Origin of the sequence: Sphingobium ummariense RL-3 (assembly GCF_000447205.1) — a bacterium.
Taxonomy (GTDB): domain Bacteria; phylum Pseudomonadota; class Alphaproteobacteria; order Sphingomonadales; family Sphingomonadaceae; genus Sphingobium; species Sphingobium ummariense.
Genome location: NZ_AUWY01000047.1, coordinates 1 through 16,599 on the forward strand (window position 1 = coordinate 1; position 16,599 = coordinate 16,599).

Consider the following 16,599-nt stretch of genomic DNA (forward strand, 5'->3'; position numbering starts at 1 on the left):
CCCCGCCGCCTCCGCCGCCGCCTGCGGCTCCGGAGTGCAGCCCCGGGCCGTACATCGTGTTCTTCGAATGGGATAAGTCGGACATCACGCCTGATGCCGCCACCATCCTGGACAACGCGGTTTCGGCCTACAGCAACTGCGGCAGCGCCCAGGTCATGCTGGCGGGTTATGCGGACCGTTCGGGTTCGGCCTCGTACAACGTCGGCCTGTCGCAGCGTCGCGCTGACGCAGTCAAGGCCTACATGGCTTCGAAGGGCATCCCCGACGGCGTCATGACGACCCAGGCGTTCGGTGAAACGAACCCCCGCGTCGAGACCGCCGACGGCGTCCGCGAACTGCAGAACCGTCGCGTGGAAATCACCTACGGTCCGGGCGCTGGTCAGTAAGACACGCGCTTCGCAGAACGAAAAAGGGAAGGGGCTGGTCGCAAGACCGGCCCCTTTCTCTTTGAGCACCTTCTTTCTGCAAACCCCTGCGCCGAGGGATTGGGCCGGGGAGCGGGCCGGAAGTGGATGAGGTGCTTCAGAAGCCGGTGGGGTGGGGCGATCGCGAAGCGTGGGCGGAGGCCATGGGGCAGGGAGTGCGGGTTGGCACGATCGAGCGCAGCCTTTTTATCCACGCGCCGGCCGGTGGTTTCGCGCCGACCGGTCCGTTTCCGCAGAGCGGTGGAGTGCCTTGTAAACGCTTCAACGCTTTCACAAATTTTTCATGTTGCGCCGCACAACAAAATCTGTTCCCTTATGAACGCGGGTGGAACAAGCGTTTAAGCGTTCAGTAACCATAAAGGGCGCATGTTCCCACTATCGACTTTCAGTCGGGAGGGCATGAGCATGGGTACGAGTGCAAGACCAGCGGACGGCGCCATCACCCTGGCGGAGCTGCGTGAGTTCGCAAGCTTTCCGGGTGCGACCCAGCGGTATATCCGCCGATCGCTCGACATCGGCCTCCATCGCCGCGACGCGATGAGCCTGTGGTCCCGCGATCTGGTCGAGGAAGCCAGCATCCGCGCGCAGGCGCGCGTCTATGGCCGACTGGAAGAAATCAAGGCGCGCGTGCCCGACGACAGTGGGCTCGACCAGATGGAGCCTTTCATGGCCCCGCTTGTGACGATCTCCGCCTTCGATCTGGGCCAGGACCGGCTCGGTAGCTTTTCCGCCTATCGCTTCCTGTACGAGCGGCTGCTCGGCGCGGGCGCGCGCCCCTGGCTGCCCGGCGCCTTCTGCGCCGCGGCGAGCCTGCCGCATCTGCATCCCGAAAAGCGCCGCGCGCTGCTCCAGTCGATCAGCGAGGCGGCAGCGACGGCGGCCGGCTGGTCGAACCGCGAGCCGACCTTCTACCCAGAATGGGTCGAGAAGGTGGATATGAGCAAGGCGAACTGAGGGTTGCGTTGACCGATGGCCAGGCGGGATCCGTTAGCGCCGATATTCATCCCATTCATAGCGGGAATGAAGCGATAAGGGAATCCCGCCTTCGAGAGCGGGACAGCCCTCCGGCAGGCGCTAAGCGCCTGCCACCTTCCCTGCCAGGGGAGGATGATTATTCTCCAACCGCCGCTTCCTAGGACCGATCGACATTCAGCCCTGACGGCCTGCAAATGGCGGTTCTGCATGCTTCCGGTGCTCACGTACTTTTAGTACGCTGCGCTCCGGGTCACGCAAAACCACCATTTTAGAGTCCCCTTGAGGGAGGAACCCCTGCGACTTCAGTCGGATGCTGGCTTCAGCCACAGCCTCGGCCAGTAGCCTGTACCCTCGGAGAAAAATGAACAGCCCAAAGGGCGAGGGTTCATTTTTCTCCGAGGGTACAGGCTATGGGCTACAGCAGCGGTTGTCACACGACATTTCATCATCGCTACCATCTGGTCTGGGCGCCGAAATATCGGTTCAAAGTGCTGCATGGCGAGGTGCGCTTGCGGGTCCGGGAGATCATTCGACAGGTTTGTGCCGAAATGGGCGTGACGATCGTTCATGGCGTACTGTCGCGCGATCATGTCCACATGTTCGTGGAAATCCCTCCGCATGTCTCGGTCAGCGACTTCGTTCGCCGTGCCAAGGGGCGATCGTCGCGCAAAATCCAGCAGGAGTTCGAGCACATCCGCAAGCGCTATTGGGGCCACGCTTCTGGCAGCGCGGTTACTTCTCCACCACGTCCGGCAACATCACCGATGACATCATCCTGCGTTACCTCGACAAACATGGCCACAAGAACGGCTTCAGCCCCTCCCCATGATCCTACCGGCGTCAGCCGGTCAGTCATTCAGCTTCGCTGGCCTATGGCTCGGCACGCCATCTTCTGAATGTCGATCGGTCCTAATTTAGGGCGCCGCGATTTGTCCGGGCTCCTTCCCAGATTTTCCACCGCCCATGTCACAGGCAGGGGGCCTGCCTCGTCAGGGCTGCGAACGGGTCGATCAGCGGCCCTGACGCAGCAGGAGACGAGAGATGAAGATCGTGATCGCCGGCGGATCGGGCCTGATCGGCCGGAAGCTAGCCGCCATTCTGGAAGGACGGGGGCATGACGTGGTGGCCGCCTCTCCATCGACAGGCGTGGACACGCTGACGGGCGCCGGGTTGGCGGCGGCGCTGAACGGTGCGGACGCGGTGGTCGACGTGACCAATTCGCCCTCCTTCGCCGATGAGGCCGTGATGTCCTTCTTCAGCGTTTCAACCCGCAATCTGCTCGCGGCCGCAAAGGCGGCAGGAGTGGCGCATCATGTGGCGCTGTCGGTGGTCGGCGCGGACCGGTTGCCCGAGTCCGGCTATTTCCGGGCGAAGCTGGCCCAGGAGCGGATGATCGCCGAGGCGGGAACAGGATATAGCATCGTCAGGGCGACCCAGTTTTTCGAGTTTCTGGGCGCTGTGGCCGGGAGCAGCGCGGCGGAAGACGGGCTGCACCTGTCAACGGGCGGCATGCAGCCGATGGCGGCAGATGACGTGGCCCTGGCCCTGGCGGATGGTGCGGAGCAGGGTCCGGTGAACGGCATCGTGGAGATTGGCGGGCCGGATCGCGGCACGCTGGCGGGCTTCGTTGGCCGCTGGATGCATGCCGTCGGGGATCGGCGAGCGGTGATCGAAAGCGCGGAAGCGCCCTATTTCGGGACGCGGCTCGATGCCGGATCGCTGGTGCCCGGCGCGGGCGCGCGGCTGATGCCGACGCGGCTTGACGACTGGCTGGCAGCTCAGGCCCCCACAGGTGTAGCGTGAGAGGGCAGGCGATGGAACGGCTCGTGACAAGTGCGGGCGCGTTGATCGGCCTGCTGGCGATCGGCAACGCCATTGCGATGCTGGTGGACCCGGTGAACTGGTATTTCGCCGTGCCGGGCGTGACCGGCACCGGCCCCTATAACGCGCATTTCCTGCGGGACATCGGGCTCATCTTCCTGGGCGTGGGCGCAGCGATGATCGTCGGTGCCGCCCGGCGGGCAGCGCGGCCGTGGCTGTGGAGCGCGGCCGCACTATGGCTGTCGGGCCATGCGCTGTTCCATTTCTGGGAAGTGGCGGTCGGCATCTGCGGCCCCTCGTCTTTGGTACGGGATTTCCCGGCGGTCACCCTGCCGGCGATCCTGACGGCGGCGCTCGCCGTCAGGGCCGTGTGGGCGGGATCAGCCGTTGACGATCATCCCGCCATTGGGGTGCAGCACCTGGCCTGACATGTAGCTGGCATCCTCGCAGGCGAGGAAGAGGAAGGCGGGGGCGACCTCATTGGGCTGGCCGGGTCGGCCCATTGGGGTGGACTCGCCGAAATGCGCAAGCTTTTCCTCGCTGGCGCCGCCGCTGGGATTGAGCGGGGTCCAGATCGGACCCGGCGCCACCGCGTTGACGCGAATGCCGTCCTTCACCAGATTTTCCGACAGGCTGCGGGTAAAGGCCGTGATCGCGCCCTTTGTGCTGGAATAGTCCAGCAGTTCCGACGATCCCTGATACATGGTCACGCTGGTGCAGTTGACGATCGCCGCGCCCCGCCGGAGGTGCGGGCGGGCGGCCTGCGTCAGGAAGAACATGCCGAAGATGTTGGTCTGGAAGGTGCGGCGGAGCTGCTCCTCCGTAATGGCGGTGATGTCCTGGTCCGGGTGCTGCTCGCCGGCATTGTTGACCAGGATGTCGAGGCGGCCGAAGCGATCGATCACCTGGCGCACCGCGTCGTCGCAGAAGGCCTTGTCGCCGATATCGCCGGCGATGGTCAGGGCCTGTCGCCCTTCCGCTTTCACGATCTGCGCCGTCTTCTCCGCGTCGTCATGTTCGCACAAGTAGAGGATGGCGACGTCAGCCCCTTCGCGGGCGAAAAGGGCGGCGACGGCGCGACCGATGCCGCTGTCGGCGCCGGTGACGAGCGCGATCTTGCCAGCGAGGCGGCCGGAACCCGGATAGCGCGGCTCCCATTCCGGCTTGGGCTCCAGTCGGGATTCATGGCCGGGGAGCGAGTCCTCGCGGATCATCTCTTCATAATTGTCGGATGGGGTCATGGCGCTTCTCCTTCCTGCCGCCAACACATGGGACAGAGGATGGTTCAGCCATTCGGGACGGACCGGTCCGCGGGAGGGTGTGAGGCGAAGGCGTGGCATCGCCTCGCGTGCTTGGTGGTCCGTGTTGCTGGCTAGCCCGGGGTGTTTCGGGCTGCACGCCAGGCGGGGACGGCAAGACCGCCCCTGCCCCAATCCTCCAGCTCGACTTCCTGGAAAATGACGAAGGTGTCCTCGGGATCCTTGCCGAGCACATCCTGGAGGAGGTCGGCGATCCCCTTGTGGATCGCCGCCTTCTGCTCCGACGTGGTGCGGTCGGCGCCCGCTACGGTGCCTTCGCGGGTCACCTGGATCGTGACGATGGGCATGGCCTTCCTCCTTTTCTGCTTCAGTGGCCGGCGATCATGCCGCCGTCGACATGAAGGATCTCGCCGGTGACGAAAGGCGCATCCTCCAGGTAGAGGACGGCCTGCGCGATATCCTCCACCTCGCCCATGCGGTTTACCGGATGGAGCGCGGCGAGCGTTTGGTGCGTCGCGGGCGGGTTCATCGGCGTCTTGATGATGCCCGGCGACACCGCGTTCACGCGAATGCCGCGCGTGGCATATTCGATGGCGAGGCTGCGCGTCGCAGCGGCCAGGCCGCCCTTCGTCAGCGAGGCGAGCACCGACGGGACGCGGCCGTCGGCATGATCGACCAGCGTGGTCGTGATCTGCACGATATGCCCGCCGCCCTGCTTCAGCATCTGCGGAATGGCGGCCTGGGTGATGAAGAAGAAGCCGTCGAGATTGGTGTGCAGCTTCCGCCGATATTGCTCCGCCGTATAGTCGGTGAAGGCGCTGGGGATGAATATCCCCGCATTGTTGACCAGCGTGTCGACCCGGCCGAAGGCCGCGACGGCTTCTTCGATCACGCGCTTGCCGGTCGCGGGATCGCCGATGTCGCCGGCGACGGCGAGGATGCCGGGATCTTCGGAGGGCTTGATCGAACGCGAGGTCGCGACCACCCGATACCCCCGCTTGCGATAGGCCTGGACGATGCCTTCGCCCAGGCCCTGCGATGCGCCGGTGACCACGGCGACTTTCTGAATGTCGGACATTGGATTGACCTTTCCGTTGTGGAAGGCCCCCGATGTAGGCCGCTGGCCATCCGTGCAAAATTCCCTATCTTTGCGCAGTGACTGATAGAAAACGCACAGCTGTCGATTGGGAGGATGTCCGGGTCTTCCTGGCACTGGCGCGCGATGGCAGCCTGTCCGCAGCGGCGCGCAGCCTGGGGGTCAATCATGCGACGATTGCGCGACGCCTGCACGCGCTGGAAGCGAGCCTCGGCGAGGCGCTCGTGGAACGCAGGCCGACGGGGTATGTCCTGACTGCCGCAGGAATGCGCACGCTCGAAGCTGCGAGCGGCATGGATGCAGAAGCTCAGAAGCTGGGGCGGGCGGTCGGAGACGGCGCGCCCGCCGGCCTCGTGCGGATCAATGCGCCGCCGGGCCTCGCGGCCGGCTTCCTGACCGAACGGCTTGCTGCGATGGCGGCGCGGCATGCCGGGCTCGACATCGATCTCGCCACCCGGTTGCGTTCCGTCAGCCTGGAACGGCACGAAGCGGATATCGCGATCCGCGTGGGCCGCCCGGAAGATGGCGATGTGATCGCCCGGCTGCTTGGAAGGATGGGCTTCGGCTTCTATGGCGTCGATGCGCTATGCCGCTCGATCGAGCAGGGGGCCGAGCCCGTCTTCGTGGGATTCGACGAGGCCGACGCCTATCTGCCCGAGGCGATGTGGCTTTCCCGGCGATTTCCGCGCGCGCGACTGGCCTTTCGCGCAGGCGATCAGTTCGCGCAGGCGGTGGCGGCGAGGACGGGCGTCGGGATCGCGCTGCTGCCGCATTATATCGGTCGTATCGAGCCGCTGCTGAGGCTGGTCGATCTCGGCGCCGTTCCGCCGCCGCGCGAGATCCATATCCTGACGCGCCGGCGGGACCGGGGCCACCGCGCCATCGAGATCGTGACCGCCGAGATCCGCGACATTTTCCGGAAAAGCCAGGCTCTTTTCGAGTGAATCCGAGAAGTGACGCCGCGCAGCCGATCCACGGCTGGTCTATTCCTCCGCGGCCGCCAGAGCCTATCGGAGCGGGCGCCCATCGAATGGCACAAGTCTCTCTCCGCCTTCTTATTCGCTCTGCAAGTTCTCATGCGGAAGGGGGCGGACAAGCCTGCCGAATGCTGCGGTTGAAATGGGCAACGTCCCCCATTCCGCTGCTTGAAGGGAAGTTCGCTTCTAGACCGTGCGTCAGGCACCGGGCCTTCAGCGCTCGTCAGAGCTGATCCACTTCATTTCGCTCGGAACCTGATAGCTTCCGATCATGTCGAGCAGCGCCGCGGGATCGGTCGAAGCGAGGAGCATGCGGGCGCGAAGCTGATCAGCCGCGTGCAGATGTATTGCGAGCTCCAGCGCGATTGGACCCGGGAAGCCACCGTGCCCGGCTTCATGGACGTCCTCAAGAGCTTTGACGGCTTCAACCCCGAAAAGGCAGCGCACGCCGCCACTTGCTCGCAAGGAGACCAGCGAACATGCCTCCTCGATGTCGCGGCCAAATGTCCGATCCAGCCTGTGCTGGAGGGAACATCCACCATCGTGACCAAAGCCGGGACTCCGTTCGATGAGGCATTCGACACCTGCCCGCCTCTGTTTGCAAACCCGACCCCTTGATCTTGCAGGACTTGAGCTTGCTGGTCAGCCGATACCGATCATCTAAGCCGCCCTAATTCCGCCGGTATCTAAAGTACCAGACTTCATGACCCAGGCGGCGCGCCTTGGCCTCGTAGCGGGTCTCGGGCCAGCCGCCGGGCCGGGTGAGGAAATCCCGGGGCTCGTGCGCCAGCCAGTCGAAGGCCGGATGGCCGTTCATCACCATCAGCGCCCAGCGGAGATAGACCGGATGGTCGGTGCCGAAGCGGAATTCGCCGCCGGGCTTGAGCTTGCGCGCGATGAGATCGACCGGTCCCTTGTTCATCATGCGCCGCTTTGCGTGGCGTGCCTTGGGCCAGGGGTCGGGATGGAGCAGGTAGACGAAGCTGAGCGCGCCGTCGGGGATGCGGGACAGGACCGAAAGCGCGTCGCCCATGTGGAGGCGGACATTGGCGAGGCCCAGGTCGCGCACATGCCCCAGCGCCCCGACGACGCCGTTCAGGAAAGGTTCGCAGCCGATGAAGCCGTGGTCGGGGAGCATGTCGGCGCGGGTGGCGAGATGCTCGCCGGCGCCGAAGCCGATTTCGAAATGGAGCGGACGGTCGGCGCCGAAAAGCGAGGCGGCCGAGACCTCTCCTTCCTCCGGCACGGCAATGGCGGGCAGAAGACGGTCGACCAGATCCTGCTGCCCGGCGCGGAGCTTGTGCCCGGACTGGCGGCCGTAGAGCCGGTTGAGCGTGGTCGGATCGCCGGATTTGTGCGCGGTCATGAGCGCGGCGGTTACGCCAATCGTGCGGGATTTCCAAGGGTGTGGTTCAGGAGGCCGGAGTCCGGGATTCCAGATCCTTGATATGGCGTGCGATGCGGCGAGCCAGAATTTCGACCTGGCCCCGGGTAAACATCAGCGGGCTTTCGTCATCGCAGCCGGGAAAAAGCCTGATCGCCTCGTCCGGGTCCGGCACGACATATCGTTCGGCGGGCGGCATATGCGGATTGGTCAAAGCGACCGAATGGCGCATCCGCGTCAGGAACCCAGCCAAGGCATCATATGAGACGGCAGGGTATTCAGACTTCAACCCTGGAAGCTGATCGCAGAGCGGGTCGCTGACGAACACGGAAGACCGGCTACCCAGATACCGGTTGAACGCCATCTGCAACGCCATTTCGGCCGCGGTGAGTGAGCGATTCACCGTCGTCCTTTCCGGCAGGGCCAGCGTGGAATCCGGTAGGCCCAGCCAGGCATTGGCGATGGCGAGAAGGTCGGCTCGGTGGTTCGAGTAGTTGAACAGCCGATGCTCGATTTCATATTCCTGCAGGAGATCGATCGCTTCCAGCATTTCTGCGGGAACGTCGTAGCTTTCGAGGAAGGTGCCAAAATCAGCGGTGCTGCCCGACCGCTTGATCCTCTGCTGATAATAGGACACCGCATGATCGAGCGGGTTCCTGACGAATAGCAGGATGCGGGGGGTGAAGCCGCGCGAACGGACATCGTCCAGCGTTTCGAAGAAATCCCTTTCCCGTATGGCGCCGAACAGATGCTCGTTGGAAAAGACAAGCGAGCCGTGTGCGGGAGCGAGGGCTCGCGCATCATCGAGCCATGTCGGCAGGGTCTTTTTGAGAATGTGGATATTGCCGGATGTGATACGGCCCGCCCTTGCCGCGGCGAAATTGCCGATCAGGTCCGGATAGCAGAGATTGTGCTGGAGCAGCGTGTCAGCAGAAAGGGCGAGGGAGGACTGGAGAAAGCTGCTACCCGTCTTTCCATGGCCGGCATGCAGAAAAAGGGTCTTCATCGATCGCTTGGCCCCGTCCAAGAAAGATGATGGGCTATCGATAAAGCATAATCGGCGGGACGGGAACCCTTTGGCGGTGCCCGGGCTTGCCTCCTGCCGGGAGGCGGAGTGAAGACCTGACGGCAGGAGGCAAGAGGGGCATCGCCGCGGTGACAAGCCGCGGCGGAGGAGGTCGCCTTCGGAGGAAAGCCAGCCGGCTCCGGTCGACGGGAGGAAGCGGTGCAGGCTTCGTCCAGCCAGCCGGGGAGATGATCGCTGTGGGAAACTGGCCCTTGGGAACGGCGGCAGCAGGAGCGGAGCTGGCGCAGACCGGCAGGCGGAGGCGATCATTCCGGGCGTTGACATCCCCCTCCGGCTAGGAGGGTGCCGGGCCCGACAGGGGTGCGGGCCCGACGCGCCCTCTATGCGGGGGATCGCGGCGGGACGCCAATGAACTCTTGGTCATGTTTTGGAAAGGTCGTCCCTGGCGGACGCCGGAACAGAAAATCCTCCCCGGGCATGGCCCGGAGAGGATCGGATTCGCTGCCCATTCCCGCGGGCGGGAAAGGCTTAGAGCGCGGCCTTGAGCTTGTCGGCGAGGTCGGTCTTCTCCCAGGGGAAGAAGTCGCCCTCGGGCTTGCGGCCGAAATGGCCATAGGCGGCGGTCGGCTGGTAGATCGGCTTGTTGAGGCCGAGATGGGTGCGGATGCCGCGCGGGGTCAGGCCGCCCAGTTCCTCGATCGACTTGATCGCGTCCTCGATCTTCGCATCGTCGACCGTGCCGGTGCCGTGCGTATCGACGTAGAGCGACAGCGGCTCGCTGACGCCGATCGCATAGGCGATCTGGATGGTGCAGCGCTTGGCAAGGCCGGCAGCGACCACGTTCTTGGCGAGATAGCGGGTGATGTAGGCGGCCGAGCGGTCGACCTTGGTCGGATCCTTGCCGCTGAACGCGCCGCCGCCATGGGGCGAAGCGCCGCCATAGGTATCGACGATGATCTTGCGGCCAGTGAGGCCAGCGTCGCCGTCCGGCCCGCCGATCTCGAAGCTGCCGGTCGGGTTGATGTGATAGACGGTCTCGTCCGAAAGCAGTTCGGCCGGCAGAATCTCCGCGACGACGCCCTTCACGTAGTTCTTGAGCTCGGCTTCCTTCTCGCCCTCGTCATAGCCCTTGGCATGCTGGGTCGAGACGACGATCGCGGTGGCGGCGACGGGCTTGCCATTCTCGAAGCGCAGGGTCACCTGGCTCTTGGCGTCGGGCTCCAGGAAGGGCGCGGCGCCCGAGTGGCGGTCGGCGGCCATCTTCGCCAGGATCTTGTGGCTGTAGTCCAGCGTCGCGGGCATGAGGTCCGGCGTCTCGTCGCAGGCGAAGCCGAACATGATGCCCTGGTCGCCGGCGCCTTCATCCTTGTTGCCGCTGGCATCCACGCCCTGCGCGATGTGCGCGGACTGGGCGTGAAGGTTGTTTTCAAAGCGGAAGGTTTCCCAGTGGAAGCCGTCCTGCTCATAGCCGATGCGCTTTACCGTCTCGCGCACCGCCTTCTCGATCTCTTCCTTCGCGCCGGGCGCCCACTGGTCGTCCTCATAGACGCCCTTGCAGCGAATCTCGCCCGCCAGCACGACCAACTGGGTGGTGGTCAGCGTCTCGCAGGCGATGCGCGCCTCGGGATCCTTGGACAGGAACAGGTCGACGATGGCGTCGGAAATCTGGTCGGCGACCTTGTCGGGATGGCCTTCGGACACGGATTCGGAAGTGAAGAGGTAGTTCGAACGCATGGTTGCTCCAGTCTGATGCTGTGTCTGCGTATAAAGAAAACTTTATGTGCAGCGGACGCCTTAGCGGCTGCGGGACCGGGTTGCAATGGCAGCGCCCAGCAGCAACGCTGCGAAGAGGAAGGGGAGGATGTTGCCGAACCGCGCAAAGAGGGTCGGCGGAAGAGCCGGCGGCAGCCCGGAATCGAGATAGCCGGCGCGGTTGCGGCCGAGCGACCCGACCACATGGCCGCGCGCGTCGATCACCGCCGAGACGCCGGTAGGCGTGGAGCGGATGATCGGAATGCCTTCCTCCAGCGCGCGCAGGCGGGCCTGGGCCAGGTGCTGGACCGGCCCCCAGCTGCCGAACCAGGCGTCATTGGAGGGGTTGAACAGGAAGGCCGGGCGGTTCGCCGCGTCGATGACATGGCCCGAAAAGATGATCTCGTAGCAGATCTGGACGCCCATCTTCAGTTCCGGGCGGCCGAGGCTGGCGGGAAGGACAAGGCTCTGCGGGCCGGGGCCGGGCTTGAAGTCGATGTCGCCGGGCACCAGGCGGGAAAGGCCGATGGCAGACAGGATCGGGCGCATCGGCAGATATTCGCCATAGGGGACGAGGTGCGCCTTGTCGTAGCGGCCGGGAAGCGTGCCCTGCGGCGTCACGATCCAGACGCTGTTGTTCGCGGCCACCATCTTGTTGACGAGCGTGCCGTTCTGCTCGACCGGCTCAAAATAGACCTTGTCCGCGCCGGTCAGCAGCAGGTCGCCGGGGCCGAGCAGGGCGGCAAGGCGGCCCCGCCATTCGGGTTCCAGGTCCAGATAGGCGGGGATCGCGGCTTCCGGCCAGAAGATGAGGCGCGGAGCCGGGCGGGTTTCGCCGGACAGGGCGGCCAGCTTGCGGAAGTTGGCGAACTCGTTCTCGACCGAATATTTCTGGTCCTGGCCGATATTGGGCTGGACGACGCGGATGCGCGGGGCGCCGGGTGGCGGCGGTGGGGCGGGGGAAGTAGACAAGGACAGGAGAAGAAAAAACGGCACGAGCGGCAGCAACAAGCCCAGCGGCGACAGGATGGCATAGGAGGGCCAAGTGCCATCTCTCCATGCAGACTTCAGACCCGCCTTCCAACCACTCCATCCTGCGCCTTCGTTGATCCATCGCTGCGCGTCGAACAGCAGCGCGCCGGCAAGAACGATGACGATAGCCGACAGTCCATAGGTGCCCACCACGGTCGCCGCGATTGCAGCCCCGGTTGGGAGAAGAATCGCGCCAAGCGGATTCCACGCGAAGCCGGTGAACAGCGTTGCGCGCAGATATTCGGTGACGAGCCATGTCGCCGCGAGGAGGAGGCGGAGGGATAATATTCCCCCTTCATTCCCGTCATTCCCGCGAAGGCGGGAAGCCATCTCCGGCCCCATCCCCCGTTGCGACGTCGGGAGATGGATCCCCGCCTTCGCGGGGATGACGGACCTTAACCACCACGCCCCGAGCGTCGCCAGCCCCGGATAGATCGCGAGGTAGAGCGAGAGCAGCAGCACCGCGGCATAGCCGAACCAGTGCGGCATGGCGTCCTGGAAGGTGAAGGCGTGGGCGATCCAGTTGAGGCCCAGGCTGAAATGGCCCAGGCCGAAGAGCCAGCCGCGCAGGAAGGCGGCGCGGCGGTCGGGGGCGCTTTCGATCAGCAGGATCAGCAGCGCGAGGCAGGCGAGGGCGACGGGCCAAAGCTTCAGCGGCTCGAAGCCGGTGGCGGACAGGATGCCTGCAATCAGGGCAGCGAGCTTGGGGTGGCGGGCGATCATCGTCCGCATCGGGTCAGCCGATGGTCGCCATGGTCGCGCCTGAACAGCTATCGTCCTTGTGCCCGCCGCCCGAGAGCATCGAGGCGGCGATGAAACCGCCCACCACCAGTACCAGGAACAGACCCGAGAGCAGGGCGAGATATTTCTCGATGAAGGCCTTGATCGGGCGGCCGAATTTCCAGAACAGGATGCCGACCAGCATGAACTGGAAGGCGCGGCTCAAAATGCTGGCCCAGATGAAGGTGAACAGCGACAGCCCGATGAAGCCCGCCGTGATGGTGATGAGCTTGAACGGGATCGGCGTCGCGCCCTTGATCAGGATGATCTCCGCGCCGTACTGGCGCAGATAGCAGGCGGCGACCGGGAATTTGGCGGACAAGCCCAGCGCGGAAAGGATCTGCTGGCCGACGGTCTCGTAGAGGAAATGGCCGATGGCATAGCCGAACAGGCCGCCCAGCACCGAGGCGATGGTGCAGATCAGCCCGAAGCGGAGCGCGCGTTCCGGCCGGGCGAGGCACATCAGGCCCAGCAGCGGATGCGGCGGAATGGGGAAGAAGCTCGATTCCATGAAGGAAAAGGCGAAGAGCCAGCGCTCGGCATGGGCATGGGCGGCCTTCGCCAGCGTCCATTGGTAGAGCTTTGTGAGCATCGGGCGCGGCCCTAGCCGAGATCGCGCGGAGCCGCCAGCGTCTTTTGGACGGGACGGAATGTTGTCCTTCGAAGGCAAAGCGGAAGCACGGCGTTGACGGGCGAGCGGCGTCTCGGCATGACCGGTGAAAGTCCTGCGCGGCAGACCCATTTGTGAGCTTTCCTTCCATATCCTGGCCCCGGCTGCGCGAACGCTTGGGCGGCGCCGCCTTTGCGCTGGTGTTCAACCTGCTGCTGCTGCTGGCGCTGCTGACGATGGCGCCCAAGGTGCTCGAACCGCCGCAGGACCCCCGCAATCCCGTTACCTTCGAAATGGCCCCAGCGCCCAAGGCGGCGCAGGAGGAGGCGAAGGCCGAAAAGAGCGAGGAGCGGCGCCAGGAGCGTCCAGCGCCGGAACGGCGGGAGGCAGAGCCGGTGATACGGCCGCCCCAGCCGGTCGAAAAGCCAGTCGAGCAGCCTTCGCCCTTCCCCTTCCTGTCGCTCAACCGCGAGCAGATGGCCTCGGCCGACATCGGGCGGATGCCGAAGAAGGGGCCGGGCGAGGGATCGTCCGGGCAGGGCGACAGTGCGGCGGTCGTCGGACCGGGCGAGGGGCCGGGCGGGGTGCAGCTGTTCGAGGCCGAATGGTACCGGCGGCCGAGTCATGCGGAGCTGGCGCCCTATCTGCCCGCCGACGCGCCGGCCCGGGGCTGGGGCCTGGTCGCGTGCAAGACGGTCGATCGCTATCATGTCGAAAATTGCCAGACGCTGGGGGAATCGCCGCTGGGTTCCGGCTTCGCGCGGGCGGTGCGGCTGGCGGCCTGGCAGTTCCTGGTGCTGCCGCCCCGCGTCAACGGCAAGGTGATGGTAGGCAGCTGGGTTCGCATCCGCATCGATTATACGCGAACGCCGGCGGGCGCGGGCGACGACGCCGGCGCGGGGAACTGAAGGCTTTTGTAGGATATCTGCCCGCCATTGACGGGCTGCCGTTCGTCCTGAGCAGGAGACTGAGCTTGTCGAAGGCTCCGTATCGAAGGATCCTTCGATACGCCATTTCGACAAGCTCAATGGCTACTCAGGACGAACGGTTCAGGACGAACGGTGTCCCTCTTCCATCCCGAAACGACAACTCAGTGGGCGAAACCTCAGGCGGTCGGGCGGAGCGTGACCGGGATCGACTTGTAGGCCGGGGTGCCGCTTTCCCGATCATAGTCGTCCAGTGGGACGAGGCAGTTCGCTTCGGGATAATAGGCCGCGAGCGAGCCGCGGGCGATCGCATGGGCGACGACGGTATAGCCGGCAAGCCTCCGGCCGGAGGCGGCGACCACGTCCACCCGGTCACCATGGGCGAGGCCACGCGCGGCGAGATCCTCGGCATGGGCGAAGATCACGTCGCGGCGGCCGGTCACGCCGCGATAGCGGTCGTTGAGGCCGTAGATCGTCGTGTTGTACTGGTCGTGGCTGCGGACGGTGGTGAGCAGCAGCTCGCTCTCCGCGCCGCTGGCGCCGCTGATCGGATGGACGAGGAAATGCGCCTTGCCGTCGGGCGTGTTCCAGACGCGGTCGGAGGCGCCGACCGTCAGGCGGAAGCCGCCCTTCTGCCGCACGCGGACGTTGAAGTCGCGGAAGTCGGGGAAGACCGCCTCGATCGCATCGCGGATGCGGTCATAGTCGGCCACCAGCCAGTCCCAGTCGATCGCGACATGGGGCAGGGCCGCCTTCGCCATCCCTGCGACGATGGCCGGTTCCGATTTCAGGTCCGGCGCTGCGGGCTTCAGCTTGCCGCGCGAAGCGTGGACCATGGACATGCTGTCCTCCACGCTCACCCATTGCGGGCCGCCGGCCTGTTCGTCCAGTTCGGTGCGGCCGAGGCAGGGGAGGACGATGGTCTCCTTCGCCAGCAGCAGGCAGGTACGGTTGAACTTGGTCAGGATGCTCACCGACAGGTCGAGATTGCGGAAGGCGGCGAAGCTGGCCTCCGGGTCGGGCATGGCGACCGCCAGGTTGCCGCCCAGCCCGATGAACGCGCGGGCGCGGCCGTCGCGCATCGCCTGCAATGCCTCCACCGCGGCATGGCCATGGGCGCGGGGCGCGGTGATGCCGAAGCGGGCGTCGAGCCGCGCCAGCATGGCTTCGCCCGGAACCTCGGTGATGCCGACGGTGCGGTCGCCCTGCACGTTGCTGTGGCCGCGCAGGGGGCAGATGCCGGCGCCTGGCTTGCCGATATTGCCGCGCAGCAGGAGGAGGTTCGCGAGCATCTGGACGGTCGCGGTGCCATGTTCATGCTGGGTGATGCCCATGCCGTAGCACAGGATCACGCGATCCGCCTGCCCATAGACGCGGGCCATGGACTCGATCGCGTCGCGCGTGAGCCCGGAACGGCGCACGATCTCCTCCCAGGACGTGCCCTCGATATCGGCGCGCAGGGCTTCGATGCCCGTCGTGTGCTCGGCGATGAAGGGGCGGTCGAGCAGGCCGGAGCCGCCCGCCGCAAGGTCGGCGGCGTCGGCCTCCAGCAGCGCCTTCATCATGCCCTTCAGCATCGCCATGTCGCCGCCGACGCGCACCTGATGATAGGCCGAGGCGAGCTGCGTGGAATAAGGGGTCAGCATCTCGGTCGGGTGCTGGGGCGACTTGAAGCGCTCCAGGCCGCGTTCCTTCATCGGGTTGGCGACGATGATGGGCACGCCCCGGCGCGCGGCGTTGCTGAGCGTCGTCAGCATGCGCGGATGGTTGGTGCCGGGATTGTGCCCGATGCAGAAGATCGCGTCCGCCTGCTCGAAATCGTCGAGCGTGACCGTGCCCTTGCCGACGCCGATCGACTGGGGCAGGCCGACGCTGGTCGCCTCGTGGCACATGTTCGAGCAGTCGGGGAAATTGTTGGTGCCGAAGGCGCGGGCGAACAGCTGGTAGAGGAAGGCCGCCTCGTTGGAGGCGCGGCCCGAGCAGTAGAATTCGGCCTGGTTGGGATCTTCCAGCGCCTGGAGGCCGGCACCGACGCGGGCGAAGGCCTCGTCCCAGGGGATCGGGACGAAATGGTCGGTCGCGGGATCGTAGCGCAGCGGGTGGGTCAGGCGGCCGGCATCCTCCAGCTGATGGTCGGTCCAGCCCAGCAGCTCGGTCGCGCTGTGGCGGGCGAAGAAGTCGGGATCGACCCGCTTGACCGTGGCTTCCCAGGTGACCGCCTTCGCGCCGTTCTCGCAGAATTCGAAGGAGGATGTGTGGCGCGGATCGGGCCAGGCGCAGCCCGGGCAGTCGAAGCCGTCGGGCTGGTTCATCTGCAACAGCGCGCGGGTGTCGGCGGAGGCGCCCATCTGCTCGCGGATCGCCACGGCCACGGCGCGCAACGCGCCCCAGCCCCCGGCCGGGCCGTCATAGGGTTCTACGCCGGGAACGTCGCGTGAAAGGGGGTCGGCTTTGTCGGTCATGGAGCGGTTCCCGGATGATGCTGTCAGGCAGTCTAGCAATGGACGCGGCTGGATAACAGTTGCAATATGATAC

17 protein-coding genes and 1 pseudogene are annotated in these 16,599 nt (G+C 65.5%); 8 read left to right on the top strand and 10 right to left on the bottom strand.

Annotated elements, in window-relative coordinates:
* The 6 genes and pseudogenes from M529_RS29950 to M529_RS29970 all read left to right on the top strand — a co-directional run.
* On the top strand, positions 1–386 hold a 386-nt coding region (locus tag M529_RS29950; RefSeq protein WP_021316941.1), incomplete at its 5' end, for an OmpA family protein.
* Positions 387–508: 122 nt separating this feature from the next.
* Positions 509–778 (top strand): hypothetical protein, encoded by a 270-nt coding sequence (locus M529_RS49065; RefSeq protein WP_152522539.1) that lies wholly within the window; start codon positions 509–511, stop codon positions 776–778.
* Between the two features lie 52 nt (positions 779–830).
* Entirely contained in the window at positions 831–1,379 is a 549-nt protein-coding gene (locus M529_RS29955; protein ID WP_021316942.1) for a hypothetical protein, read from the top strand.
* Positions 1,380–1,810: 431 nt separating this feature from the next.
* A pseudogene (gene tnpA, locus M529_RS29960) lies at positions 1,811–2,229 on the top strand (IS200/IS605 family transposase).
* Positions 2,230–2,441: 212 nt separating this feature from the next.
* Complete coding sequence (locus M529_RS29965; RefSeq protein ID WP_021316944.1) at positions 2,442–3,203, top strand: SDR family oxidoreductase; 762 nt, start codon at positions 2,442–2,444, stop codon at positions 3,201–3,203.
* Between the two features lie 23 nt (positions 3,204–3,226).
* On the top strand, positions 3,227–3,649 hold the full coding sequence (locus M529_RS29970; RefSeq protein ID WP_201766330.1) for a hypothetical protein: 423 nt from the start codon (positions 3,227–3,229) through the stop codon (positions 3,647–3,649).
* On the opposite strand, the gene M529_RS29975 is transcribed toward M529_RS29970, so the two are convergent.
* From M529_RS29975 to M529_RS29985, 3 genes are all read right to left on the bottom strand, one after another.
* Positions 3,602–4,462, bottom strand: a complete 861-nt coding sequence (locus M529_RS29975) for a glucose 1-dehydrogenase (RefSeq protein WP_021316946.1) — start codon at positions 4,460–4,462, stop codon at positions 3,602–3,604. The genes M529_RS29970 and M529_RS29975 overlap by 48 nt on opposite strands.
* Positions 4,463–4,593: 131 nt before the next feature.
* Positions 4,594–4,827: a tautomerase family protein gene (locus tag M529_RS29980; RefSeq protein WP_021316947.1), complete on the bottom strand. Its 234-nt coding sequence runs from the start codon at positions 4,825–4,827 to the stop codon at positions 4,594–4,596.
* 20 nt (positions 4,828–4,847) lie between these two features.
* On the bottom strand, positions 4,848–5,558 hold the full coding sequence (locus M529_RS29985) for an SDR family NAD(P)-dependent oxidoreductase (RefSeq protein WP_021316948.1): 711 nt from the start codon (positions 5,556–5,558) through the stop codon (positions 4,848–4,850).
* Between the two features lie 77 nt (positions 5,559–5,635).
* On the opposite strand from M529_RS29985, the gene M529_RS29990 reads away from it, so the two are divergent.
* A complete protein-coding gene (locus tag M529_RS29990; protein WP_021316949.1) occupies positions 5,636–6,520 on the top strand; it encodes a LysR family transcriptional regulator in 885 nt (294 codons plus the stop codon).
* Positions 6,521–6,766: 246 nt separating this feature from the next.
* Here the strand turns inward: M529_RS29990 and M529_RS50060 are convergent, their stop codons facing one another.
* The 6 genes from M529_RS50060 to M529_RS30020 all read right to left on the bottom strand — a co-directional run bounded on the left by M529_RS50060 (position 6,767) and on the right by M529_RS30020 (position 13,120).
* On the bottom strand, positions 6,767–7,000 hold the full coding sequence (locus M529_RS50060; protein WP_161626323.1) for a hypothetical protein: 234 nt from the start codon (positions 6,998–7,000) through the stop codon (positions 6,767–6,769).
* A gap of 223 nt (positions 7,001–7,223) precedes the next feature.
* Positions 7,224–7,919: a tRNA (guanine(46)-N(7))-methyltransferase TrmB gene (trmB, locus tag M529_RS30000; protein ID WP_021316952.1), complete on the bottom strand. Its 696-nt coding sequence runs from the start codon at positions 7,917–7,919 to the stop codon at positions 7,224–7,226.
* 46 nt (positions 7,920–7,965) lie between these two features.
* Positions 7,966–8,943, bottom strand: coding sequence for a hypothetical protein (locus tag M529_RS30005; RefSeq protein WP_021316953.1), 978 nt, complete (start codon positions 8,941–8,943; stop codon positions 7,966–7,968).
* A 549-nt stretch (positions 8,944–9,492) separates the two neighbouring features.
* On the bottom strand, positions 9,493–10,698 hold the full coding sequence (gene metK / locus M529_RS30010; protein WP_021316954.1) for a methionine adenosyltransferase: 1,206 nt from the start codon (positions 10,696–10,698) through the stop codon (positions 9,493–9,495).
* Positions 10,699–10,758: 60 nt separating this feature from the next.
* Positions 10,759–12,480, bottom strand: a complete 1,722-nt coding sequence (gene lnt / locus M529_RS30015) for an apolipoprotein N-acyltransferase (protein WP_021316955.1) — start codon at positions 12,478–12,480, stop codon at positions 10,759–10,761.
* Positions 12,481–12,484: 4 nt separating this feature from the next.
* Positions 12,485–13,120, bottom strand: a complete 636-nt coding sequence (locus M529_RS30020) for a YqaA family protein (RefSeq protein WP_021316956.1) — start codon at positions 13,118–13,120, stop codon at positions 12,485–12,487.
* Between the two features lie 152 nt (positions 13,121–13,272).
* On the opposite strand from M529_RS30020, the gene M529_RS30025 reads away from it, so the two are divergent.
* Positions 13,273–14,046, top strand: a complete 774-nt coding sequence (locus M529_RS30025) for a hypothetical protein (protein WP_021316957.1) — start codon at positions 13,273–13,275, stop codon at positions 14,044–14,046.
* A 197-nt stretch (positions 14,047–14,243) separates the two neighbouring features.
* Here M529_RS30025 and M529_RS30030 read toward each other — a convergent pair whose 3' ends face one another.
* Positions 14,244–16,526, bottom strand: coding sequence for an FdhF/YdeP family oxidoreductase (locus tag M529_RS30030; RefSeq protein WP_021316958.1), 2,283 nt, complete (start codon positions 16,524–16,526; stop codon positions 14,244–14,246).
* Positions 16,527–16,599 lie beyond the last annotated feature (73 nt).

Bases quoted from the DNA above. Each gene is read 5' to 3' on its own strand.
- M529_RS30020 (WP_021316956.1), bottom strand. From the start codon at position 13,120: ATGCTCACAAAGCTCTACCAATGGACGCTGGCGAAGGCCGCCCATGCC.
- M529_RS29980 (WP_021316947.1), bottom strand. From the start codon at position 4,827: ATGCCCATCGTCACGATCCAGGTGACCCGCGAAGGCACCGTAGCGGGC.
- M529_RS29975 (WP_021316946.1), bottom strand. From the start codon at position 4,462: ATGACCCCATCCGACAATTATGAAGAGATGATCCGCGAGGACTCGCTC.
- M529_RS29985 (WP_021316948.1), bottom strand. From the start codon at position 5,558: ATGTCCGACATTCAGAAAGTCGCCGTGGTCACCGGCGCATCGCAGGGC.
- M529_RS30005 (WP_021316953.1), bottom strand. From the start codon at position 8,943: ATGAAGACCCTTTTTCTGCATGCCGGCCATGGAAAGACGGGTAGCAGC.
- lnt (WP_021316955.1), bottom strand. From the start codon at position 12,480: ATGCGGACGATGATCGCCCGCCACCCCAAGCTCGCTGCCCTGATTGCA.
- M529_RS30030 (WP_021316958.1), bottom strand. From the start codon at position 16,526: ATGACCGACAAAGCCGACCCCCTTTCACGCGACGTTCCCGGCGTAGAA.
- M529_RS29965 (WP_021316944.1), top strand. From the start codon at position 2,442: ATGAAGATCGTGATCGCCGGCGGATCGGGCCTGATCGGCCGGAAGCTA.
- metK (WP_021316954.1), bottom strand. From the start codon at position 10,698: ATGCGTTCGAACTACCTCTTCACTTCCGAATCCGTGTCCGAAGGCCAT.
- trmB (WP_021316952.1), bottom strand. From the start codon at position 7,919: ATGACCGCGCACAAATCCGGCGATCCGACCACGCTCAACCGGCTCTAC.
- M529_RS29955 (WP_021316942.1), top strand. From the start codon at position 831: ATGGGTACGAGTGCAAGACCAGCGGACGGCGCCATCACCCTGGCGGAG.